We start from the raw sequence: 23,417 nt of genomic DNA, 5'->3' as shown, positions 1-23,417 counted from the left end.
TTTTGCTATGACAGGATTTTTTTTTATAACCAGGTAGCCAAGACGGCTGCCGCGTTGCGTTGCAGCACTTAATTGGCCGTTGTAATAAGGGAGGCGTTTTTAACCTGTGAATGTGGGGGGGGCGGCGACAGCGAGGGTTGCAACCCGCTGTCGCCGCTGCTTCCCCACTGTCAGCCAGCGACCAGTACGCGAATGGCTTCGAGGCGCAACGCTGCTTTTTCAAGCATGGCCAGGCCTTGTTCACGCTGTTTGCGCAGCGCTACGAGTTCACTATCACGCACACTCGGGTTGACCGCCTGCAACGCGGTCAGGCGTGCCAGTTCTTCTTCTGTGTCAGCCGCAAGACGACGCTGGGCCTCAGCCACACGCTCGGCGTGACGCGGTGCGATTTTGGCTTCACCGGCGTTGATCTTCGGCGTGAGCTGGTCACGCTGTGCCTGTACGAACTTGTTGGCGCTGGCCCGCGGTACGCTTTCCAGTTGTTCATTCAGGGTGTCGAAAGAAACACGCGATGACAGGTCATTGCCGTTGGCGTCGAGCAGGCAACGCAAGGCAGCAGGAGGCAGGTAGCGGCCAAGTTGCAGAGCGCGCGGGGCAACCACTTCGCTGACGTAAATCAGTTCAAGCAATACCGTGCCGGGCTTGAGGGCCTTGTTTTTGATCAGTGCGACGGCAGTGTTACCCATCGAGCCGGACAGCACCAAGTCCATGCCGCCCTGCACCATCGGGTGTTCCCAAGTGATGAACTGCATGTCTTCGCGAGACAGCGCCTGATTGCGATCGTAGGTGATGGTCACACCTTCGTCGTCACCCAGCGGGAAGCTCGCATCCAGCATTTTCTCGCTGGGCTTGAGGATCAGGGCGTTTTCGGAATGGTCTTCGCTGTCGATACCGAACGCGTTGAACAGGGTTTCCATGTAGATCGGCAGAGCGAATTGATCGTCTTGCTCAAGGATCGCTTCAACCAGCGCTTCACCTTCGCCTGCGCCGCCGGAGTTCAGCTCCAGCAAGCGGTCGCGGCCGGTGTGCAGCTCTTGTTCAAGACGCTCGCGCTCGGTGCGGGCTTCGTCGATCAGCGCTTGCCATTGGTCATCGTCAGCAGCTTCGAGCAACGGCAGCAGGCGCGGACCAAACTGATGTTGCAATGCGTTGCCGGTCGGGCAAGTGTTGAGGAACGCGTTTAGCGCTTCGTTGTACCACTGGAACAGGCGCTGTTGCGGGCTGGTTTCGAGGTAGGGAACGTGCAGTTCGATCACGTGCTTCTGGCCGATACGGTCCAGACGGCCGATCCGTTGTTCGAGCAAGTCGGGGTGCGATGGCAGGTCGAACAGCACCAGATGGTGGGCAAACTGGAAGTTGCGGCCCTCACTGCCGATTTCCGAGCAGATCAATACTTGCGCGCCGAACTCTTCGTCAGCGAAGTACGCCGCTGCACGGTCGCGCTCCAGAATGTTCATCCCTTCGTGGAACACCGTGGCCGGGATGCCGGAACGAACGCGCAGGGCGTCTTCCAGATCCATTGCGGTCTCGGCATGGGCACAGATCACCAGCACTTTGGTGCGCTTGAGCATTTTGAGCGTGTCGATCAGCCACTCGACGCGCGGGTCAAAGTTCCACCAGCGTTGTTCTTCGCTGATGTCCGGCTGCGACTGGAAGCTGACTTCGGGGTACAGCTCGGGGTGATCACCCAGCGGTAGTTCAAGGTATTCGTCCGGGCAGGGCAGTGGATACGCGTGCAGCTTGCGCTCCGGAAAGCCTTGTACTGCGGCGCGGGTATTACGAAACAGCACGCGGCCGGTGCCGTGACGGTCCAACAGTTCGCGCACCAGACGGGCGCTGGCTTCAGCATCCCCGGCGTTGACTTCCGCCAACAGGGCATCGCCTTCGGCGCCGAGGAAACCGTGGATGGTTTTTTGGGCTTCTGGCGACAGCCGGCCCTTATCCAGCAGCTCTTGCACAGCCTGGGCTACCGGGCGGTAGTTTTCGCTTTCAGCACGGAAAGCCGCCAGATCGTGGAAGCGGTTTGGGTCAAGCAGGCGCAGACGGGCAAAGTGGCTGTCCTGGCCCAACTGTTCGGGGGTTGCTGTCAGTAACAGGACGCCGGGGATAGTTTCGGCCAGCTGTTCAACCAGCGCGTACTCGGGGCTGACATTGTCTTCGTGCCACACCAGGTGGTGAGCTTCATCGACCACCAACAGGTCCCAACCGGCGGCGAACAGCGCGTCCTGGGCTTTTTCGTCGTCCACCAGCCATTCCAGCGCCACCAGCGCGAGCTGGGTGTCTTCGAACGGGTTGCTGGCATCGCTTTCAATAAAGCGTTCTTCATCAAACAGCGCGACTTCAAGGTTGAAGCGACGACGCATCTCAACCAGCCACTGATGCTGCAGGTTCTCGGGAACCACGATCAGCACGCGGCTGGCACGGCCACTGAGCAGTTGGCGATGAATCACCAGGCCGGCTTCGATGGTCTTGCCCAGGCCCACTTCGTCAGCCAGCAGTACGCGTGGCGCAATGCGGTCTGCGACTTCACGGGCGATGTGCAACTGGTGAGCAATCGGTTGCGCACGCACGCCACCCAGCCCCCACAGCGGCGATTGCAGCTGGCGGCTGGTGTGCTCGAGGGTGTGATAACGCAACGAAAACCAGGAAAGCGGGTCAATTTGCCCGGCGAACAGACGGTCGCTCGCCAAGCGGAACTGAATGAAGTTCGACAGTTGGGTTTCTGGCAGGGTCACGACTTCGTTTTGCTCGTTGAGACCGTGATAGACCATGAGCCCGTCGACATCTTCGACTTCGCGCACGGTCATTTTCCAGCCTTCGAAGTGGATGATGGTGTCACCCGGCGAGAAACGTACGCGCGTGAGCGGTGCGTTGCGCAGCGAATATTGACGGGTTTCGCCAGTGGCCGGATAGAGCACGGTCAACAAGCGACCGTCCTGTGCCAGAACGGTGCCTAAACCTAGCTCAGCTTCGCTGTCACTAATCCAGCGTTGCCCCGGTTGATACTGCTGCGCCATGCTGCCTGACTCCCGCTTTGAAAAAGCCGAGTATATTAACGGAACGAGGGCCTGAGACCAAAGGTCTCTGATAAAAACCTGATCGACGTCGTTCAGGCTGCCGCCGGATTTAACGGGCGTCTCAAGTCAATCTGCGTCGGGCCGACAGCCTGAAAACAGGAGAACAATAAGTATGCTGCCGCCGATTCTTCCCATCAGTGTGGTGCCGGTCACCTCCCAACAGGATCCGGTGCGCCCGCGTCCGGATATTCCGCCTGTAGTGCCTGCGCAAGCTAGCTCAGGCGATAGCACGATCAACTTGAAGAATCAGGACCCCGATCAGGCCTCGCTGTTGTTGCGTGAAGAGCAGCGACGCCAGCAGGAAAAGCGGCGTCGTGAAGCACAGGATGCGCCGCACGAAGTGGTGATCGTGCCGGGGGACGAATTGAATGGGGACAATACTGTGCCTGTCTCACCGCTGATCGACGGTGCGCCGCGCCAGGGGCAGTGGGTGGACATAGAGGTGTGAAATTTTTCTGGCCAGCTCGGCTGGCGCGCCGCATTATTGGCCCTTGCCGACACATCGACAGTGATCCCATTCCGTATGAGCCAAGACAGCAAGCTGGTAGACCTCGGCGCCGAGCGTGCCAAGCGCGTGCATGACCTTAATGAAAAGCGCCTTAAAGAAGTGCGTCAGGCGTTTGAACAGGCTATGCCCCTGACAAGTGCCAAGAAAAAACCGAAAAAAAAGCCTAAAAAACGCTGAACTGCGGCGTTTTCCCTGATCTGCGTCAACTATTACCCCTAACGTCCTCGAAGCTGTGGCCACTATTGATCCCGGTCAAGTTCTCTGCCTGCGCGTCTGGTTATTCTGGTTACACACAAACAAACACGCGCAGGAGGCCGTCATGTTTCTCGATAATGTGGTTATCGCTGGAGTACTTACCGTCGGCCTCATGGTCCTGTTTTTCGCGGGTTTGGGGATTTTTATCTGGAAAGATTCCCAGAAGCGCAATAAGTAGCGCCGGGTCTTTTCGATACACGAGCACGCAAGGCATTTTGGGCGACTTCGGTCGCCTATTTTTTTGCGTGTGTGTTTTGTGCAAGTGTGTGAGGTGGTTGCCAGGTAATGAATTAAGTGCGCTGTGAGTGCCCGCATCAGACAAAAAAAAGGTACGCCCCGTCAGGAGCGTACCTTTTTTAGTGCGTTTGTTATTTAGGCGAGGGCTTTGGAAGCCAGCCAGAATAACGCTGCAGAAAGTGCAATCGTTGCGGGCAACGTCAGCACCCAGGCCATCAGGATGGTCTTGATGGTGTTGCCTTGCAGGCCGCTTTTGTTCGCAACCATTGTGCCCGCGACACCCGACGACAGAATGTGGGTCGTGGAGACAGGCAAGGCGAAGATGTTGGCCAGGCCAATGGCAAAGGTCGTGGTGATCTGTGCCGCCATACCCTGTGCATAGGTCATGCCTTGTTTGCCGATCTTCTCACCGATGGTTTTGACCACGCGTTTCCAGCCCACCATGGTGCCCAGGCCCAAGGCCAGCGCGACAGCCAGAATGACCCAGAACGGAGCGTATTCCGTGGTGGCTGTCAGGTCTTTACGCAGTTTTTCGAGGTCTGCTTTCTCGCGCGGCTCCAGGACCGGCAATTTGCTGACTTTCTTTGCCGTGTCATCCAGGCAAAGCAGGTAACGGCGGATCTCGATACGTTTTTCGGCCGACAACGACTGGTAATTCTCGACCCCTTTCAACGAACTGAGCAAGGCTGCGATGGTCGGCTCGGTTTGTTGCGGGTTGCAGCGGAACTCACCTGGCAGGTCGTCTTTCACGCTTTTGCCCAAAGCCAGAAACTCGCTCAGGCTTGTGTGATTGCGCTGATAGAACTGACTCAAGTGCAGGGTCGCGTCCCGTGTGCGTTCGATCTGATAGGTCGTGCTGTTGAGGTCAAGTACGAAGGCACTCGGCACGATACCGATCAATACCAGCATGATCAGGCCGATTCCCTTCTGGCCATCGTTGGAGCCGTGCACGAAGCTGACGGTCATGGCCGAGATCACCAGTACCAGACGGTTCCAGAACGGCGGGTGCTTCTTGTCATCCAGCTTGCGACGCTGCTCGGGCGTCTTGTGCATCTTGGAGTTCGGACGCCACCATTTGAGGCCTACCAGCAGCAAACCTGCCACAACAAAGCCTGCCAGCGGCGAGAACACCAATGACGCACCAATGTCGATTGCCTTCTGCCAGTTCACGCCATCACTCACCGGGATACCGGTAATCAATGCGTTGGCCAGGCCGACGCCCAGGATCGAACCGATCAGGGTGTGGGAGCTGGAGGCCGGGATGCCGAAGTACCAGGTACCCAGGTTCCAGGTAATGGCTGCAGCAAGCAGTGAGAACACCATGGCCAGGCCATGTCTGGTATTCACATTGACCAGCAGTTCGACCGGCAGCAAGTGAACAATGGCGTACGCCACGCCCACACCGCCCAGCAAAACGCCGAGAAAATTGAACACACCGGAAAAGAACACCGCCAGGTGAGGCGGCATGGCTTTGGTGTAGATGACAGTCGCTACCGCATTCGCGGTGTCATGAAAGCCGTTGATGAACTCAAACGCGAGAACAAAGGCTAGGGCGAAGAAGAGGCTGACAAGAACCCAGGCATCCAATCCGCTTAATAGATCGATCATGAAGGTTTTCTGACACGGTCATAAAGGGGGCCGGATTATGCCAGAAAACCTTGGTAATCGATGCACTAGCTGCCCGTTGGTAACATCTGTAAATGAAAAAACCTGTCAGACCGGTCAGTTTCCGTTGGCCGTAAATACACTCCAAGCCGCTGATAACAAAGGCTATACGCGGTTTTCGGGGCAAACATTGAGCCAAGGGGCGTGTCTGAATCGGACGTATGAAATTTCTTTTCCGGGATGTTTTGCCGCAACGTCTCCTGCTGATGGCTGGAAAATAGCCCGTCGGATCGCTGAATATCCTCATCGAAGGAGCCACTTGCCTCGCGAACGCTCTGAACGATAACGCTCAGAAACTGACTGGGTGTACATCTCGTGTTTGAGGTGTTCACGAAGCAAGCCTGCTCCGGTACTGCACGTGACCTGTCAGGGCGCCTCGGGTTTCAGCTCTTTTTCAATTTTCTGGATTTCCTGCGTGAAGGCCTGATCAAGCAGGCTGGCGCGCTTGCGCCATGGCTTACGCTCGGGCTCGGGTTGAGCTGCATAAGTCGTCACTTCACCACCGTAAACGTCCTTGTAACGTTGCTCCTGACGCTCAAGTTCTGCGCGCAGTTCGTCTTTCGTCACAGTGTTACCTAATTAAGTAGAGTTTGAATCGGGATCAATGGCATGGCCAAGTACGGCGCTAATAAATATGCGCGAATGTAAATTTTCCATGTCACGCCGCAGGCGGTCGCTTCAACTATCGAATCAAAGTTGGTTGGTTCGCGTGCTTTAAAAGCAAGGCAATTATCCACCCTCCGACTACCCTTGCAACGCTGAGTTGGTCAGGAAAGGCGGTTGAAGAGGGGCTTTTTGCCTGCATCTAGACTGTTCTGTAATGCCCATGAACAGTGGCTGCTACTATCGCCCAAGCTGTTCGGCCGCGTCAACGCTCATGTGATAGTCAATACAGGGATGTCCGACGAAAGAATCAAGCGAATTGATGGCGTGCGCTCCTAATGACGTGGCTATAAGTGGCAGTGAATATAGAACGCTAGTTCTGTATTCACTGTCGAAAGTTGCACATCTGAACAAATAGTCACGGCGCTAATTGTGCAGGTCGTTCATGCCGGGCGGCTCAAACTGTGGCAAGAATGAACACCCGCTTGAACGGAAACAATGTCTGGCCATTGGCTTCTTGTGGATAGTGCTCATGCACCAGACGCAGATAGTTTTCAATGAAGTGTTTGTTTTCGGCCTGATCCAGAGCCAGTAAAACTGGACGCAGGGCCGACACTTTGACCCAGTCAAAGATAGGGGATTTCCCTTCTACCACCTGCAAGTGTTCGGTTTCCCAAATATCCAGCTCCTGGGTCAGTGGCGCCAACAGTTGGTAATAGCTTTTAAGTGGAAGTACTGTGCGTTCGGCCATGAATTGACGCAGTTGAACAGTGCCTAGCGCTCGGCCATTCGGCCCGCCAGTATTGAGGGTTTCCAGCATTAGCTCGTACCACAACGCATCGCGCCAATTAGGCATGTGCGCCGCCAGACAACCGCCAGGGTTTAACTGGCTTAACAATTGCGGGATCAAGGTTTCATGGTCGCTGATAAAGTGCAGCACCGCAGCGGCAAATAATAAGTCTGCTGGGCGGTGAGCACGCCACTGCTGGACATCGCACTTTTGCCATAACGCCTTGATGGGCAGGTAAGTGGCTTCTTCCAGCATCTCGGCAGAGCTATCGACGCCAGTCAGGTCAGCCATCGGCCAACGTTTGGCCAGCAGTTGCGTCGCAATGCCGGTTCCGCAACCCAAGTCGTAGATCCGTTGAGGGTGTTGCAGGTCAACATGATCCAGCAGCTCAAGCACGGGGCGCTCTCGCAGGCGGGCAAATTGTTGATAGGACGTGGCGTCCCATTGGGTGCTGGCAGTCCGTGCCAGTGAAGTCTGAACCTTGGTAAGCATGAGGTGGTCCTCCCGTGCATTTCAGAGTTGTCTTCCGATGACATTAAGGGTGCGCAATGCCACAGCGCAGCCGCGTCGGGTGTCTTCATGACGCAGCAGTGAAAGTAATTGGCGAAAGGTGGGTGCTTGGGAGTCGGCGGCAGTCTGGGCACTCGCCATGCGTACAGCGTTCCCTAATGACCAACTGACCGACGTGAGTTGCTCAAACAGCAGTGCCAGTTTTTCCACCATGGCCGGGTCCAGCAGGTCCACGACGTCCGACACCAGACTCAAGATATCTACCAGATTGTCCAGGCGACCGCTTTGAACCAGTGGCGTGATTTTGGCCAGTAGGTGTTCCAGATCCAGTGCAGGCTGATGAGTCGAACCCGCCGGGTGGCCCGAGTCGGTTAAAGGTGGCTGTTCAACGGTGTCCATACAGGTGCTCCTCCCGGTGTCGGGTCACAGCATTGCGCGGGCGACAGCCCAATAAATTCCCCGGTTAAATCCGTTTCTAAGTAACCCTCCCAGTTTGGTCGGCGGGGTGGGCAGGACATCGGTTTGGTAGTCGTACCAGAGTGGCATCCCTGCATGGAGGCCCATCTGGGCAATAGCTTGCACTCGGCCGTCATAGACGCTGACGTTGGTGCCAAGACGAATCTTGCCGGTAATGTTGTTGGCGATAACCGGCCCCTGGTTGTGGCAAGCGCCTCCCGCTTTGCTGATGGGTAGATCGACTGTGTCACCGATCACGTAGACGTTGTCGAGGCCGTACACTTCGAGGGTTTCATGGTTGGTCGGCTGCCACCCTTCATTGTTCTGCGCGTGCGATGCGCCGCTGTAGAGCACGGCGTCAACGGCGCGAATAGGCGGCGTGGCCATCAGGATGTCGAACGGTTGTTCGTCGCCTTCCTCGCTATAGGCAATACGGGCGTCGGGATCGACCTTGCTCAATGTAAAACCGCGCTGAAAATGAATGTTCTTTTGCTCAAAGAGATTTGGCAGCACCTCGGCGGTGGGGCGTTGCAGGAATAGACAGTTGCGCATCAGCTGCGCGGTTGTCGGATAGGTGTAGACGATCTCGACTTGATTGCGCACCCCGCGCCGACGCAGGAAGTCGTCGGGCATCAAGGTTGTCTCTACCGGTGCGATTCCGCACTGGTGAGGCACATTGGGGGTATGCGGGAAAGACACGGTAATGAAAATCCGGCCTTTTTTGAGGGTGCTCAACCGTTCTGCCAACTGACGGGCTGGGGCGTATTGATAGAAATGATCGCCAGCTTCCTTGAGTCCTTCAATCCGTTCGGGAGCGGGAATGCAGCCGGTAGCAATCACCAGGTAGTCATAGCCAAAACGCTTTCCACTTGCAGTTTCTAGTATTTGATCGTTGAAGTTGAAGCGGATGACCTCTTCAACCCGAAAATCAATTTCAGGTCTTAACAAAGAGCGCTCAGCGCGTTTGAGTTCGTCATTGAAAAACAGGTGGAATGCGACGTACATGAAGGCGGGCTTGTAGTAGTGATCGGGCGAGTTGGAGAGCAACGTCAATTGCACATCGCCGCGGAGTATTTCCGGGTAGAGCTTTGTGACCAGTTGATTGGCCAGTAATGTGCCTCCCACACCACCGCCTACGATGATGATCTTCTTAACCATTGCATGACCTCCGTGGTCGGGTCAGCCAAGCGGTTCGAATCACCTGAATCGCTGGCTGGCCTGTTGTAATAAACACGCATACAAAATCCGGTTATCGATGAAGACTGTATGCGCTGCCGCTGTTCTAGCCAGTGCCGACCGGGCGCAAAAAAACAGATGGATAATTGACGGGTAGTCAGTAGCTGCTAATTAGCGTGTCCAACGCGTTACGGGCTAAGCAGTTTTTGCGGGAACAGTACAACGGCTGCAGCAGTGGCTGCGTATATAGAGAGAGGCTTGTGGCCTTAAATGATGGGTTTCATTCGGACGAGTGGGGCGCTTGATTCGCGTGTCCGTGCGTGTGCTTGAAGCGCTCTGTTGCCTAAAACGAACAAACCCGCCATCAGGCGGGTTTGTTATCTAACGGTGCCGTGATCAGGCTTTTGGCGGCTCTGACGAGATCGGACGGTTTTGCCCGGTCTGTTCGTACCAGCCACCACCCAGCGCCTTGTACAGATTGACCTCACTGGTCAGCTGCGAAAGACGGTCGCTGATCAATGATTGTTGCGCACTGAACAACGAGCGTTGGGCATCGAGGAACGTCAGGTTGCTGTCGACCCCGATACGGTAACGGCGTTCGGCTAACCGGTAGTAATCCTGGTTGGCATTCACGAAGTCCGTTTGAGCTTGCAGCTGCTGGCTGTAGGTCTGGCGTGCTGCCAAACCGTCAGACACTTCCTGAAAAGCGGTCTGGATCGCCTTCTCATACTGCGAGACGGTAATGTCCTTCTGGATTTTCGAGTAGTCCAGGCTGGCACGCAAAGCCCCTGCGTTGAAGATCGGCAGGTTGATTTGCGGCGAGAACAGCCAGGTGCCCGAGCCTCCTTTAAACAGCCCCGACAGATCTGGGCTCAAGGTCCCGGCATTGGCGGTAAGGCTGATGCTTGGGAAGAACGCTGCACGGGCAGCGCCGATGTTGGCATTGGCGGCCAACAACTTGTGCTCGGCCTCCAGAATGTCCGGACGGCGTTGCAGCAAGTCAGAAGGCAGGCCGGCGGGTACTTCTGTCAGCAGATCTGCCGCGAGTGGTTTGCTCGCTGGCAGGTCCTGCGGAATGCTCGTGCCGAGCAGCAGTGCCAGGCTGTTCTGATCCTGAGCCACCTGACGCGTGTAGCGCGCCAGTTGCACCTTGGCGTTTTCCACCGAGGTGCGCGACTGGCTGACTTCCAGCGCTGAAGCCACACCGACTTCATTGCTGCGCAGGGTGAGCTTGTAGCTCTCGTCGAACGCTCTGAGTGTGTCTTCGGTCAGCTTGAGCAGCTCTTTGTCGGCCTGCCAGGTCAAGTAGGCATTCGCGACACTGGCAACCAGGCTGATCTGCGTAGTGCGACGGGCTTCTTCGGTTGCAAAGTAATTTTGCAGTGCCTGATCGCTCAGGCTGCGGATGCGGCCGAACAGATCCAGCTCATATGCGCTGACCCCAAGGGTCGCCGAGTATTGGCTGGTGATGCCGGACTCGCCGGTTTGCGACAGGCGCGCTGGTGTCCGCTGACGGCTGCCACTGGCATTTGCCGTGACTGCCGGAAACAGATCCGCACGCTGGATGCGGTACTGCGCGGCATACGCATCGATGTTCAGGGCCGCGACACGCAGGTCGCGGTTGTTCACCAGCGCTGTCTGGATCAACTGCTGCAGGGCCGGGTCATGGAAGAACTGACGCCAGCCTTGTTCCGCGGCGGCCTGAGCAGGTGCTTCATTAGGCTTGTAGGCCGGGCCTTGCGGGTACTGCGCTGCTACCGGCGCTTCAGGGCGCTGGTAGTCAGGGATCAGCGAGCAGCCGCCCAGCGTAAACGCTGCTACGGCGACTGCGAGAAGCGACTTGCTCATTGGCCAGCCTCTTGATTTGGAGTTTTAGTCAGGTCCACTTTCTGTTTCGCGTCTTTGTCCTTACCGCTGCCGAAAGACGAAACGGCTACGAAGAAGAGCGGCACCCAGAACACAGCCAGCACAGTTGCAGTGATCATGCCGCCGATCACGCCTGTACCAATGGCGTGCTGGCTGCCCGACCCTGCGCCGGAGGAAATGGCCAGCGGGATAACACCCAGTACGAATGCCAGCGACGTCATGATGATCGGACGCAGACGCATACGGCAGGCTTCAATGGCGGCTTCAGTCAGTGTTCTCCCTTGTTCGTGAAGCTCTTTGGCGAACTCGACGATCAGAATGGCGTTTTTTGAAGCCAGACCGATGGTCGTCAGCAAGCCCACTTGGAAGTACACGTCGTTGGACAGGCCCCGCAGGCTGGTGGCCAGCAATGCACCGATGATCCCCAGAGGCACAACCAGCATCACGGCAATCGGAATCGACCAACTTTCGTACAGCGCCGCAAGGCACAGGAAGACCATCAACAAGGAAATGGCGTACAAGGCAGGTGCTTGCGAACCTGACAGACGTTCCTCGTAAGACAAGCCGGTCCAGGAGATGCCCACGCCAGCTGGCAACTTCTTGGCCAGCGCTTCGACTTCAGCCATGGCTTCACCACTGCTGTAGCCGGGTGCCGGAGCACCGAGAATTTCCATCGCCTCTACGCCGTTGTAACGCGAGAGTTTCGGCGCACCGTAGATCCACTTGCCCTTGGCGAATGCCGAGAACGGCACCATGGTCCCTTCATCGTTGCGCACGTACCATTTTTTCAAGTCTTCCGGGTTCATCCGCGAGTCAGCTTCGCCTTGCAGATAGACCTTCTTCACACGACCACGGTCGATGAAGTCGTTGACGTAGCTGGCACCCAGACCGATGGACAAGGTGTTGTTGATGTCGCTCAGGCCTACACCCAGGGCGCGGGCCGCTTCATCATCGATTTCCAATTGGTACTGAGGCTCATCGTTCAAGCCGTTAGGGCGCACGCCTGCCAGGATTTTGCTCTGCGAAGCCATACCCAAAAACTGGTTACGGGCTTGCATCAGTTTTTCGTGGCCGATACCGGCGCGGTCTTGCAGGTAAACGTCAAAACCGGTGGCGTTACCCAGCTCCATCACCGCGGGCGGGGCAAAAGCGAACACCATCGCATCGCGGAAGGTGGAGAAGTGCGCCTGAGCACGTGCAGCCAGGGCAAACACGCTGTTGTCGGCATCACGCTCGCCCCACGGTTTGAGCATGATGAACGCCAGACCGGAGCTTTGACCGCGGCCCGCAAAGTTAAAGCCGTTTACGGTAAAGACAGAGGATACCGCCGCCGATTCATCGGTCAGTAAGTACTCACGCATACGGTCAATGACCAGTTGAGTGCGTTCTGCAGTCGTGCCGGCCGGGGTTTGCACCTGGGCGAAGAGCACGCCCTGGTCTTCTTCCGGCAGGAACGAAGTCGGAATGCGCGTAAACAGGAACACCATGCCTACGACGATCAACACGTACGCCAGCAAATACGGCGCCTTGTGACGCAAGATGCTGCCCACGCCTTTCTCGTAGCGTTTTACGCCGCTGTCGAAAGTGCGGTTGAACCAGCCGAAGAAGCCGCGCTTGTTTTCGCCATGATCGCCTTTCTTGACCGGCTTGAGCATGGTGGCGCACAAGGCCGGGGTGAAGATCAGGGCAACCAGTACCGACAGCGCCATCGCCGAAACAATAGTGATCGAGAACTGTTTGTAAATCACACCGGTAGAGCCGCTGAAGAACGCCATAGGCAGCAGTACCGCCGACAGCACCAACGCAATACCGACCAGTGCACCCTGGATTTGCTCCATGGACTTTTTGGTGGCTTCTTTGGGCGGCAGCCCTTCTTCGCTCATGACCCGTTCGACGTTTTCCACCACCACGATGGCGTCGTCCACCAGCAAGCCGATGGCCAGTACCATGCCGAACATGGTCAATGTGTTGATACTGAAGCCGGCCGCAGCCAGGATCCCGAATGTACCGAGCAATACCACCGGCACTGTCATCGTGGTGATGATGGTGGCGCGGAAGTTTTGCAGGAACAGGAACATTACCAGGAACACCAGCGCAACTGCTTCAACCAGCGTTTCAACCACACCTTTGATCGAGGCCGATACCACGGGTGTAGTGTCGTACGGGTAAACCACTTTCATGCCAGGCGGGAAAAACGGAGCCAGGTCGTCGATGGTTTTGTGCAGTGCCTTGGCGGTGTCCAGGGCGTTGGCACCGGTCGCCAGCTTAATTGCAAGGCCAGAAGATGGCTTGCCGTTGTACTGTGCGCTGATGCTGTAGTTTTCGCCGCCCAGACCGACTTCCGCAACATCGTGCAGGCGCACTTGCGAGCCGTCGGTGTTGACCTTGAGCAGGATCTTTTTGAACTCTTCGGCTGTTTGCAGGCGCGTTTTGCCGATGATGGTGGCGTTCAGCTCCTGACCTTTGACCGCTGGCAGGCCGCCCAGTTGTCCGGAAGACACCTGTACGTTCTGCGAGGAAATGGCGGACTTAACATCCACCGGGGTCAGGTTGTACTTGTTCAGCTTGGCCGGGTCGAGCCAGATACGCATGGCGTATTGGGCACCAAACACCTGAAAGTCACCCACACCTTCGGTACGGGAGATCGGGTCCTGCATGTTGGAGACAATGTAGTTGGACAAGTCATCCTTGTTCATGCTGCCGTCTTCAGACACCACACCGATAACCATCAGGAAGTTTTTCACTGCCTTGGTCACACGGATACCTTGCTGCTGAACTTCTTGAGGCAGCAGCGGGGTCGCCAGGTTGAGCTTGTTCTGCACCTGCACCTGAGCGGTGTCAGGGTCAGTGCCTTGCTCGAAGGTCGCGGTGATGGTCATGCTGCCGTCGGAGTTGCTTTCAGACGACACATAACGCAGGTGGTCAATACCGTTGAGCTGCTGCTCAATCACCTGAACCACGGTGTCCTGTACGGTTTGTGCCGAAGCACCCGGATAGGTCACGGAGATCGAGATGGCCGGTGGCGCAATGCTCGGGTACTGGTTAATTGGCAGTTTCAGTATCGAAAGTGCCCCGACCAACATGATCACCAGGGCGATTACCCAAGCGAAAATCGGACGGTCGATAAAAAATTTCGACATGGTTTACTCCCCTTTACTGCCTGCAGCTTTTTCTGTTGCCGGGGCAGATGCCGGGGTTGTGCCTTGTGGTTTTTCCATGATTTTGACTTCAACGCCAGGCTTGATGAATTGCAGGCCGTCAGTAATCAGGCGGTCGCCCGGGTTCAGGCCTTTCTCGACCAACCAGTCGCTGCCCACGGTGCGGGATGCTTCAAGCACGCGCAACTCAACCTTGTTGTCCGGGCCGACGATCAATGCTGTCGGTTGGCCTTTAAGGTTATGGGTCACGCCCACTTGAGGCGCCAGGATCGCATTGCTGTCGATACCGGCTTCCAATTGTGCGTGCACGAACATGCCCGGCAACAGGATTTCATCAGGGTTCGGGAACACCGCGCGCAAGGTCACGGAACCAGTGGTTTCATCGACCGAGACTTCGCTGAATTCAAGGCGACCTTCACGACCATATTCACTGCCGTCCGGCAGTGTCAGCTTGACCTTGGCGGCGTTTTCGCCGGCTTTCTTGAGGCGGCCATCGGCCAAATCTTTGCGCAGCTCCAGCATTTCAACCGAAGACTGAGTCACGTCGACATAGATCGGGTCAAGTTGGGTGATCACTGCCAGCGCATTCGCCTGACCGCTGGTGACCAATGCACCTTCGGTATACAGCGAGCGGCCGATGCGCCCCGTCAGAGGTGCCAATACCTTAGTGTAACGCAGGTTGACCTGGGCTGTGTTCAGCGTGGCCTCCGCTTCAAGGCGCGCAGCTTCAGCGTTGTCGTATTCCTGACGGCTGACGGCTTGTTCTGCGACCAATTGCTTGTAGCGGTCAGCCAGGGATTTGGCCGATTGTAAGGTCGCGCGTGCGCTCAAAACGGCACTTTCATAGATGGCCGGGTCAATTTGATACAGCTGTTGACCGACTTTGACGTCAGAGCCTTCCTTGAACAAACGCTTGAGAATAATCCCGTTTACCTGTGGGCGAACCTCCGCAGAACGGTAAGACGTCGTTCGGCCTGGAAGATCGGTGGTCAAGGTAAAGGGCTGAGCTTTCAGCGTGACAACACCGACCTGAGGGATTTGTGGGGCAGGTGCCGCTTCTTCCTTTTTGCATCCGCTGAGCAGCGATGCAAGGGCGACGGCGGCAACCAGAGCGGTAACAGCTGGCTTGAATTGCATGAAAATCCTCGGGTCAGGCACGCGAAAGCGCACAAGAATAGTGGAAGGGTAAAGAAAGCTGTTCCGGGTGGATAAGTAGCTTGCTAAGGAATATACTTACATTCGTGTCTGTTTGTAAATAGCGGGGTTGTGTCGTTAAAGGCATGCCGCAACCCCTTTCAATGCGTGAAGTGTAGGCCGGGATAAGGCACAACAAACGCCACCCGATATAGGTTTTGAGGGCTTTTCAGAGTCGTCAAGACCACCCTGATTGAGGTTTTTATTGCCATGGTGCGTCGTACCAAAGAAGAAGCTCAGGAAACCCGCAGTGCGATCCTCGAAGCGGCCGAAAGGGCTTTTTATGAGCGAGGCGTTGCGCGCACCACGCTGGCGGATATCGCAACGTTGGCCGGGGTGACCCGAGGCGCGATCTACTGGCACTTCAGCAATAAGGCTGATGTGGTTCAAGCCATGCTGGACAGCTTGCACGAGCCTTTGGATGCGCTGGCCGAGGCCTGTGAGAATCAGGACGAAGTCGACCCGCTTGGCTGCATGCGCAAGCTGTTGATCCATTTGTTTCACCAAGTGGCAATTGATCCAAAAACTCGGCGGATTAATGAGATTTTGTTTCATAAGTGCGAATTCACTGACGAAATGTGCGATTTGCGCCGTCAGCGCCAAGTGGCGATGATCGACTGCAATACTCGGATCGAGCTGACCTTGAGCAATGCGATTCATCGACAGCAACTCCCCAAAACACTCGACGTGCGCCGTGCTGCCATTTGTTTTCACGCCTATATCGACGGTCTTCTCGGGCAATGGCTGCTGGTTCCCGACAGTTTTGAGCTTCATAAAGAGGCAGAGTCCTGGGTCGACGTGGGTCTGGATATGTTGCGTCTGAACCCTGGCTTGCGAACATCAGACAAAACCGAATCTGAGTCTAGTTCTCTACAGCCATAAGGTGAGAGAAGATTTTGTCTGTAAGACTTTTAGAACCGCGGCGGTCTTTATATACGTCTAGGCCGTGGGTTTAAAGTTAGCGAGCTACGTATTTTGTAGGTCAATTGTTACCAGTTGGTTAACGGCTGTAGTCCTGAGCGGATTGGTCCGTCAAAGAGTTGTACCAGCGCGACACGCCCTGCATTTATTTCGATGCCATGGTCACTCATGGCTAGAGTTCCCGCGTCGCCTTCCCCTACACTCGGGCAACGCTCTGGTCAAAGGCCGGAGCAGCCAAGATCGGAGGGTCGGCAACAGCCGTTTTCAGCGGTGCCCGCCCTCGACTAAAGCAAGCAGGCCATCGGCGCCAGGCGCGCCGTGGTGAATTCGAGGAATAACAAGTGAATAAGATTTACTCGAGTGCTGAATCCGCCTTGCAGGGGCTCGTCGAAGACGGCATGACCCTGGCCGTGGGGGGGTTTGGACTGTGCGGGATTCCAGAGGCGTTGATCGCTGCATTGCGTGACACCGGCAAGCGCGAACTGACTGTCATCAGCAACAACGCCGGTGTTGACGGGTTTGGCTTGGGCCAGCTGTTGACCACGCGGCAAATCCGCAAAATGATTTCTTCTTACGTAGGCGAAAACAAGGAGTTCGAGCGTCAGTACCTGGCGGGCGAATTGGAACTTGAGTTCACCCCGCAAGGCACGCTGGCTGAAAAACTCCGTGCCGGTGGTGCAGGCATTCCGGCGTTCTTCACTAAAACCGGCTACGGAACCCTGGTGGCCGAAGGCAAGGAAACCCGCGAGTTCGATGGCGAGTGGTACGTCATGGAACGCTCATTGCGGGCAGACGTTGCGCTGGTTAAAGCCTGGAAAGCCGATAAATCAGGCAATCTGCTGTTCAATAAGACCGCGCGCAATTTCAATCCGCTGGCCGCGATGGCGGCCAAAGTGTGCGTGGTCGAGGTGGAAGAAATCGTTGAAATTGGCGAAATCGACCCCGATCAGGTTCATTTGCCCGGGATCTACGTGCAGCGGTTGATTCTCAATGCCGCCCCGGAGAAACGCATCGAACAACGCACTGTGCGGAGCGCCTGATCATGGCCTGGACTCGTGAAGAAATGGCGCACCGCGCCGCCCAAGAATTGCAGGATGGTTTTTACGTCAACCTGGGAATCGGTTTGCCGACACTGGTTGCCAACTATATTCCGCAAGGCATGGATGTGTGGCTACAAAGTGAGAACGGTTTGTTAGGTATCGGCCCGTTTCCCACTGAAGATGAAGTCGATGCCGACTTGATCAACGCCGGCAAGCAAACCATCACTACGCTACCCGGTAGCAGCTTCTTTAACAGTGCCGACTCTTTCGCGATGATTCGCGGTGGCCACATCAATCTGTCGATCCTGGGTGCGATGCAAGTGTCCGAGAACGGTGATCTGGCCAACTGGATGATTCCCGGCAAGATGGTCAAGGGCATGGGAGGTGCCATGGATCTGGTGGCTGGGGTAAAGCGCGTGGTGGTGCTGATGGAGCACACTGCCAAAGGCGGGGCCCATAAATTGCTCAAACAGTGCGATTTACCGCTGACCGGTGTGGGTGTAGTGGATCGTATCATCACCGATTTGGGGGTTCTGGATGTCACCGACCAAGGTCTTAAGCTGGTAGAGCTTGCGTCGGGCGTTACCCGTGAGCAATTGCAAGAAGCCACGGGGTGCGACATCGCAGGCTAAACCCTTTGGCCTGCTCGTCAGCGACAAGCCAGGCATGCGCTGCAGTCGCTGACGAGACACGAAGCTGCAACCTGGGATAGCGAGAAAACTGCAAGAAACGCTGAAACGTAAAAAGCCCTGGCTCATATGAGTCGGGGCTTTTTAGTGCAGCGTGAATCAGCGCTCGAGATCAGCGATCTTGTCTTTTTTGCCATCCCACTCGGCAGCGTCAGGCAGAGGGTCTTTACGCTCAGTGATGTTTGGCCAGATTTCCGCCAGCTCGACATTCAACTGAATGAAATTTTCCATACCCGCTGGCACTTCATCTTCCGAGAAGATGGCTTGCGCCGGGCATTCAGGCTCACAAAGCGCGCAGTCAATGCACTCGTCCGGGTGAATCACCAGGAAGTTCGGGCCTTCGTAAAAGCAGTCCACCGGACAGACTTCTACGCAGTCGGTGTACTTGCACTTGATGCAGTTGTCGGTGACGACGAAGGTCATTTCTAATTTTCTCCTCAGGCGGCGGCAGCGAAGCCCTTCCAGGTCGGGTTCGCCAGGTTCGGGAGTGGTATCTATTGACCAGGCTAAAAGGCCAGTAGCAACCCAAACCGCGCGCGATTCTATCGCATGGTTAGATGCGTGTCTTTAATGTGTAGAGCAAATCAAGGGCTTTGCGTGGCGTCATCTCGTCAAGATCAAGCTTGGCAAGGTCGTCCAGCACCGGATGCGCAAGGCTAGCAAACATATCGCTTTGCTGGGGCGCTGATTGTTTGCCAGGAGTCGGGGCAGGCACTTCATGGGGCAGGCTGGTGGTCTCCAGGCGGCTCAAATGCTCGCGGGCGCGGGTGATGACATTCGCCGGAACCCCCGCCAGCTGGGCGACCGCCAGGCCGTAGCTTTGACTCGCGGGGCCGGGTAATACGTGGTGCAAGAAAACAATGCGTTCGTTGTGCTCGGTGGCACTCAAATGCACGTTGGCCACCAGCGGCTCGCTTTCTGGCAGTACTGTCAGTTCGAAATAGTGCGTGGCGAATAGCGTATAGGCGCGTAATTGAGCGAGACGTTCTGCCGCAGCCCAAGCCAGCGACAAACCGTCGAAGGTGCTTGTGCCTCGTCCCACTTCATCCATCAGCACCAAACTGCGCTCAGTGGCGTTGTGCAGAATATTGGCAGTTTCGCTCATTTCCACCATAAAGGTAGAACGGCCACCGGCCAGGTCGTCGCTGGAACCAATGCGCGTGAAAATCCTGTCGACCAGCGACAGTTCGCAGCTGGCGGCGGGCACAAAACTGCCAATGTGCGCCAGCAGCACGATCAATGCGGTTTGCCGCATGTAAGTGGATTTACCACCCATGTTCGGCCCGGTAATGACCAGCATGCGTGTGATGTCATCCAGCGCCAAGTCGTTGGCCACAAAAGGGGTGGTCAATACTTGCTCCACCACCGGATGACGGCCTTGTTGAATACGCATGCACGGTTCTTCAACAAACCGCGGGCAATTGAGGTCGAGGTTCAGTGCGCGCTCGGCCAAGTTGCTCAGCACGTCCAGTTCGGCCAGTGCGGCGGCGGTGTCTTGCAGCGGCGGCAGCTCCCCGATCAAAGTTTCGAGAAGTGCTTCGTAGAGCATTTTTTCGCGAGCCAGCGCCCGGCTTTTGGCTGACAGGGCCTTGTCTTCGAAAGCTTTCAGTTCGGGGGTGATAAACCGCTCGGCACCTTTGAGAGTCTGACGGCGGATGTAATCCGCGGGCGCCTGTTCCGCCTGTTTGCTAGGTAGTTCGATGAAATAACCGTGCACGCGGTTGTAGCCGACCTTGAGGTTGGCCAACCCGGTGCGGGCTTTTTCACGGGCTTCCAGATCAATCAGGAATTGACCGGCGTTTTCACTGAGGGCTTGGAGTTCATCCAGCTCGGCATCGTAGCCGGTTTTCAGCACGCCGCCGTCGCGAATGACCGCAGGCGGATTATCAATAATCGCTTTGTCGAGCAGCGCTGCCAATTCGGGGTACGTGCTGGTGGTAACAGCCAGTTGCTGCAAGTGCGGCGCGTGCAGATCGAGCAAGGCGTCTTGCAGTTCAGGCAGTGCGGCCAGCGCGTCACGCAGACGCGCCAAATCGCGGGGCCTAGCGTTACGCAGGCCGATACGCGCCAGAATGCGCTCCAGATCGCCTATCTCCTTGAGCTGAGGCTGCAGGCGCTCGAAGCGATAGCCGTCCAGCAGGCAAGTAATCGAGGTCTGGCGTGCCAGCAACACCGGCAAATCGCGCAATGGACGATTCAGCCAGCGCGTCAGCAAGCGGCTGCCCATGGACGTCTGACAACGATCGACTACCGATTGCAGTGTGTTGTCGCGGCCGCCCGCAAGGTTGGTGTCCAGCTCAAGATTACGGCGGCTGGCGCCATCCAGCACCACGGTGTCGTCCAGGCGCTCATGACGCAGACTGCGTAAATGGGGCAGGGCAGTGCGTTGGGTCTCCTTGGCGTAGCTGAGCAAGCAACCGGCCGCGCCGATGGCCAAGGTCAGGTGTTCGCAGCCAAAACCCTTGAGATCTTGGGTGGAGAACTGCTGACACAGGCTTTTGAGTGCCGAATCGCGTTCAAAATCCCACGGTGCACGACGACGAACACCGCGGCGCTTCTCGGCAGGCAGGCCTTGAGGCCAGTCATCCGGGATCATCAGCTCCACCGGATTGATGCGCTCCAGCTCAGCCAGCAGGTTTTCCCAGCCCTTGATTTCCACCACCGAAAAATTGCCGCTGGTGATATCCAGGACGGCCAGTCCAAACAAACGTTCATCGCCTAGCACTGCGGCAATCAAATTGTCACGGCGCTCGTCTAGCAGCGCCTCATCGCTGACAGTTCCCGGCGTGATGATCCGCACCACTTGACGCTCGACCGGCCCTTTGCTGGTGGCTGGGTCGCCAACCTGTTCGCAAATCACCACTGACTCGCCAAGCTTGACCAGTTTGGCCAGATAACCTTCAGCCGCGTGGTAAGGAATGCCGCACATCGGAATCGCCTGCCCCGCCGACTGCCCACGTGCCGTGAGGGTGATGTCCAGTAGCTTGGCGGCCTTCTTCGCATCTTCGTAGAAGATCTCGTAAAAGTCGCCCATGCGATAGAACATCAGCTGATCAGGGTGCTGGTTTTTCAGGCGCCAGTACTGCTGCATCATCGGTGTATGCGCAGAAAGATTTGAAATTTCTTTATTCATCAGTTACTTAGAGGTTAATCCTAGGTTTCATGGGGCAGGGATGGGGCATTTGACGTATGTTTCTGCATGCCTGACCAGATGTGCTCCAGCTCGCCAGGAGACTCATCGTCCATCCACGCGGCGTACACTTTGGCTAGCATAGTGAAGTCGATGTGCCCCATCTGCTTGGCTATAAAAGCGAGGTTACCACGGGCTGCTAGGCACCAACATGCATAGGTATGGCGTGTCTGGTACGGACGCCGTGGCCGAATGCCGGCCCGGCGTTGGATATTGGCCCATTTCGTATTCCAGGCTGTGGGTACAAACCACGCATTGATCATCTTCTTTCGCGCTTGCAGCTTTGGCGAAAGCAGCGGTGTTACGGTTTCCTGAGTCTCTTCGTGGCGGGTCAGTTCGATGGTGATAGTCTGCGGCGGCACCTTGTGGTCGCTGGCTAGCAAGATTCGGCAGGCATCGAGTGCCGGCGGTAGCAGTAGGACAGTTCGGCGCTTACCGGTCTTCGGTAGTTTGAACGTGCCGCTACTGGTGATGGCGCGCCTGATATGAACTAAGCCACGCTGGAGATCAATATCTTCCCTGGCCAGGCCACATATTTCACCTGGGCGCAGGCCAGTGTAGATAGCCAGATTAATGGCGGCGTGATCTGCAGGGTGAATACAGCCTTTGTTGAGAAGGAGCTCTGCCTCGGCTTTTGTCAGCGGGTCCGGATCGCGCTCGGTTTTTTCGAAACGGACACATGCAGCAGCTAGGCCGGCGCGGCAGTAACCGTTACTCTCGCACCAAGTGAGAAACCCAGCCAAGGTCGCCAGGTAGTGATTTACGGTAGATGTGGCTCGGTCGCTGATCAGAGTTACCCGCAACTGCTGGATGTCTTCGGGCAGTATCACGCGGCCTAGGCGATTCTCACCCAGTAGGCCGACGCAGATGTCCAACGCCCAACCGTAGCGGCGTTCGGTTTCGGACGTAATGTCCACTGCTTTGAGCGGCTTGTATCTTTCGAGCAGGGCTTTCAGCCGCTCGTCGCGGGTCGAGCTGTAGTTGCCAGCTTGCTTACTCCCGGGGAAATGGGCGGCATATTCGAACGTACCCATTTTGATCGCATGAAGAACAGCCGCCCGTAATTGGGCGGCATGTTTGATATTGGCCTTTGTAACGGGGAGACCTAGCGTCTCCCGGTACCGGCGTCTGCGCCACATGAATACGATTCGCAGGCTATTGCCGTGGATTTCGACGCCTGTGTGTTTTTTTAGCTCGGCTTCTAGGCCGCTTCCTGCGGAGAACTCTCGACCCACCGATCCAACTCCTCAATGTTGATAAAAACGCGGTTGTCGCGTGCTTTTCTCCAGATGCGGCCCTGTGCCCAGGTACCGTTTTTAACCTTGTGCCTAATGGCGTCTTCGCTATAGCCGGTTAGCTCAGACGCACGTTTGATCAGAACCCAGCGCGGTGTGCTCATTGGGATGCTCGCTCCCTGCCAGGGAATATGTTTGGGATCATTTTCAGGCTCCGTATCAGTCCGTTTGAGCACAAGGTACTGGGAGTCAGGAATGATAGGTTTCGCTTTCAAACGCTTTTATCGTCGGAAATTGAAATTGCCGTAAAAGTTATTTTTATTTCATCCAGAGTCGCTTTTACGCGGGTTTCTGGCAGGGATTTTTGGTTTTCTCAAAAGATATGCGGTTCATCGTGCAAAGCGGGATTGAGTACCCCTGAGTGCTCGTCAGTATGCTTTCGCCTCCTTCCGCAACCATGAAGCAGGGGTGGCCACGACGAAAACGCATTCCCCTTCCGGTGTAATTGCGCAGGATGATTTCCCAGGACTTGTCGTCGTAATAGAAACCCGTAATTTCTGCCCAGTTGGCCGCAACGCTGCTTCCAACAATGCCTTCAGGAGTCAGGCAGAAAATCTCTACGTAGTTTTCCTGCGTGACAGGTATGGCGTAGCCCCGGCCATTCGGCGCTACAGGTGGGAAAGTCTGTCCATTGCCTAAGTGACGAAATTCCATGGTGCTTCTCCGCGTGCATGAGGTTGCATGACACGCTATGCCAGGCTCTGGAAATCCCAAGTCGGCACAGCTCACAGGCTTATGCCGTTGGGTTTCCTGAAAGCCTTCGTAAGCTGTGGCAATCAAAACAGGG

The 23,417-nt window shown here is 56.3% G+C and carries 19 protein-coding genes; 6 read left to right on the top strand and 13 right to left on the bottom strand.

Annotated elements, in window-relative coordinates; genetic code table 11:
• Nucleotides 1–170: 170 nt before the first annotated feature.
• Nucleotides 171–3,017: an RNA polymerase-associated protein RapA gene (gene rapA / locus CJF39_RS11945; RefSeq protein WP_094993603.1), complete on the bottom strand. Its 2,847-nt coding sequence runs from the start codon at nucleotides 3,015–3,017 to the stop codon at nucleotides 171–173.
• Between the two features lie 172 nt (nucleotides 3,018–3,189).
• Here rapA and CJF39_RS11940 point away from each other — a divergent pair, with 172 nt between their 5' ends.
• The 3 genes from CJF39_RS11940 to ccoM all read left to right on the top strand — a co-directional run bounded on the left by CJF39_RS11940 (nucleotide 3,190) and on the right by ccoM (nucleotide 4,018).
• Complete coding sequence (locus CJF39_RS11940) at nucleotides 3,190–3,525, top strand: aspartate-semialdehyde dehydrogenase (protein ID WP_094993602.1); 336 nt, start codon at nucleotides 3,190–3,192, stop codon at nucleotides 3,523–3,525.
• 75 nt (nucleotides 3,526–3,600) lie between these two features.
• On the top strand, nucleotides 3,601–3,762 hold the full coding sequence (locus CJF39_RS23050) for a hypothetical protein (protein ID WP_094993601.1): 162 nt from the start codon (nucleotides 3,601–3,603) through the stop codon (nucleotides 3,760–3,762).
• A 142-nt stretch (nucleotides 3,763–3,904) separates the two neighbouring features.
• Nucleotides 3,905–4,018 (top strand): cytochrome c oxidase subunit CcoM, encoded by a 114-nt coding sequence (ccoM, locus tag CJF39_RS23490; protein WP_019411060.1) that lies wholly within the window; start codon nucleotides 3,905–3,907, stop codon nucleotides 4,016–4,018.
• 194 nt (nucleotides 4,019–4,212) lie between these two features.
• On the opposite strand, the gene CJF39_RS11930 is transcribed toward ccoM, so the two are convergent.
• The 8 genes from CJF39_RS11930 to CJF39_RS11895 all read right to left on the bottom strand — a co-directional run bounded on the left by CJF39_RS11930 (nucleotide 4,213) and on the right by CJF39_RS11895 (nucleotide 15,438).
• Nucleotides 4,213–5,685: an inorganic phosphate transporter gene (locus tag CJF39_RS11930; protein ID WP_094993600.1), complete on the bottom strand. Its 1,473-nt coding sequence runs from the start codon at nucleotides 5,683–5,685 to the stop codon at nucleotides 4,213–4,215.
• Nucleotides 5,686–6,108: 423 nt separating this feature from the next.
• On the bottom strand, nucleotides 6,109–6,309 hold the full coding sequence (locus CJF39_RS11925; protein WP_047274113.1) for a hypothetical protein: 201 nt from the start codon (nucleotides 6,307–6,309) through the stop codon (nucleotides 6,109–6,111).
• A gap of 493 nt (nucleotides 6,310–6,802) precedes the next feature.
• Nucleotides 6,803–7,627, bottom strand: coding sequence for a methyltransferase domain-containing protein (locus CJF39_RS11920; protein ID WP_094993599.1), 825 nt, complete (start codon nucleotides 7,625–7,627; stop codon nucleotides 6,803–6,805).
• 21 nt (nucleotides 7,628–7,648) lie between these two features.
• A complete protein-coding gene (locus CJF39_RS11915; protein ID WP_249275356.1) occupies nucleotides 7,649–8,044 on the bottom strand; it encodes a hypothetical protein in 396 nt (131 codons plus the stop codon).
• A gap of 24 nt (nucleotides 8,045–8,068) precedes the next feature.
• Complete coding sequence (locus tag CJF39_RS11910) at nucleotides 8,069–9,259, bottom strand: NAD(P)/FAD-dependent oxidoreductase (protein WP_094993598.1); 1,191 nt, start codon at nucleotides 9,257–9,259, stop codon at nucleotides 8,069–8,071.
• Nucleotides 9,260–9,673: 414 nt separating this feature from the next.
• Nucleotides 9,674–11,125, bottom strand: coding sequence for an AdeC/AdeK/OprM family multidrug efflux complex outer membrane factor (gene adeC, locus CJF39_RS11905; protein WP_094993597.1), 1,452 nt, complete (start codon nucleotides 11,123–11,125; stop codon nucleotides 9,674–9,676).
• Entirely contained in the window at nucleotides 11,122–14,283 is a 3,162-nt protein-coding gene (locus CJF39_RS11900; RefSeq protein WP_094993596.1) for an efflux RND transporter permease subunit, read from the bottom strand. The genes adeC and CJF39_RS11900 overlap by 4 nt, the downstream gene beginning before the upstream one ends.
• Nucleotides 14,284–14,286: 3 nt before the next feature.
• Nucleotides 14,287–15,438 (bottom strand): efflux RND transporter periplasmic adaptor subunit, encoded by a 1,152-nt coding sequence (locus CJF39_RS11895; RefSeq protein ID WP_094993595.1) that lies wholly within the window; start codon nucleotides 15,436–15,438, stop codon nucleotides 14,287–14,289.
• Nucleotides 15,439–15,705: 267 nt separating this feature from the next.
• Here CJF39_RS11895 and CJF39_RS11890 point away from each other — a divergent pair, with 267 nt between their 5' ends.
• The 3 genes from CJF39_RS11890 to CJF39_RS11880 all read left to right on the top strand — a co-directional run bounded on the left by CJF39_RS11890 (nucleotide 15,706) and on the right by CJF39_RS11880 (nucleotide 18,088).
• Nucleotides 15,706–16,377, top strand: coding sequence for a TetR family transcriptional regulator (locus tag CJF39_RS11890; protein WP_094993594.1), 672 nt, complete (start codon nucleotides 15,706–15,708; stop codon nucleotides 16,375–16,377).
• A 380-nt stretch (nucleotides 16,378–16,757) separates the two neighbouring features.
• Entirely contained in the window at nucleotides 16,758–17,456 is a 699-nt protein-coding gene (locus CJF39_RS11885; protein WP_094993593.1) for a CoA transferase subunit A, read from the top strand.
• Between the two features lie 2 nt (nucleotides 17,457–17,458).
• Complete coding sequence (locus CJF39_RS11880) at nucleotides 17,459–18,088, top strand: CoA transferase subunit B (RefSeq protein WP_094993592.1); 630 nt, start codon at nucleotides 17,459–17,461, stop codon at nucleotides 18,086–18,088.
• A 156-nt stretch (nucleotides 18,089–18,244) separates the two neighbouring features.
• On the opposite strand, the gene fdxA is transcribed toward CJF39_RS11880, so the two are convergent.
• From fdxA to CJF39_RS11855, 4 genes are all read right to left on the bottom strand, one after another.
• Nucleotides 18,245–18,568: a ferredoxin FdxA gene (gene fdxA, locus CJF39_RS11875; protein ID WP_094993591.1), complete on the bottom strand. Its 324-nt coding sequence runs from the start codon at nucleotides 18,566–18,568 to the stop codon at nucleotides 18,245–18,247.
• Nucleotides 18,569–18,698: 130 nt separating this feature from the next.
• On the bottom strand, nucleotides 18,699–21,266 hold the full coding sequence (gene mutS, locus CJF39_RS11870; protein WP_170942677.1) for a DNA mismatch repair protein MutS: 2,568 nt from the start codon (nucleotides 21,264–21,266) through the stop codon (nucleotides 18,699–18,701).
• 32 nt (nucleotides 21,267–21,298) lie between these two features.
• Nucleotides 21,299–22,570 (bottom strand): site-specific integrase, encoded by a 1,272-nt coding sequence (locus tag CJF39_RS11865; RefSeq protein ID WP_047280106.1) that lies wholly within the window; start codon nucleotides 22,568–22,570, stop codon nucleotides 21,299–21,301.
• A gap of 339 nt (nucleotides 22,571–22,909) precedes the next feature.
• A complete protein-coding gene (locus tag CJF39_RS11855; protein ID WP_094993589.1) occupies nucleotides 22,910–23,284 on the bottom strand; it encodes a hypothetical protein in 375 nt (124 codons plus the stop codon).
• Between the last annotated feature and the right edge of the window lie 133 nt (nucleotides 23,285–23,417).

Origin of the sequence: Pseudomonas lundensis, from assembly GCF_002269125.1 — a bacterium.
Lineage (GTDB): Bacteria > Pseudomonadota > Gammaproteobacteria > Pseudomonadales > Pseudomonadaceae > Aquipseudomonas > Aquipseudomonas lundensis_A.
This window is presented reverse-complemented; position numbering and strand designations above follow the sequence as displayed.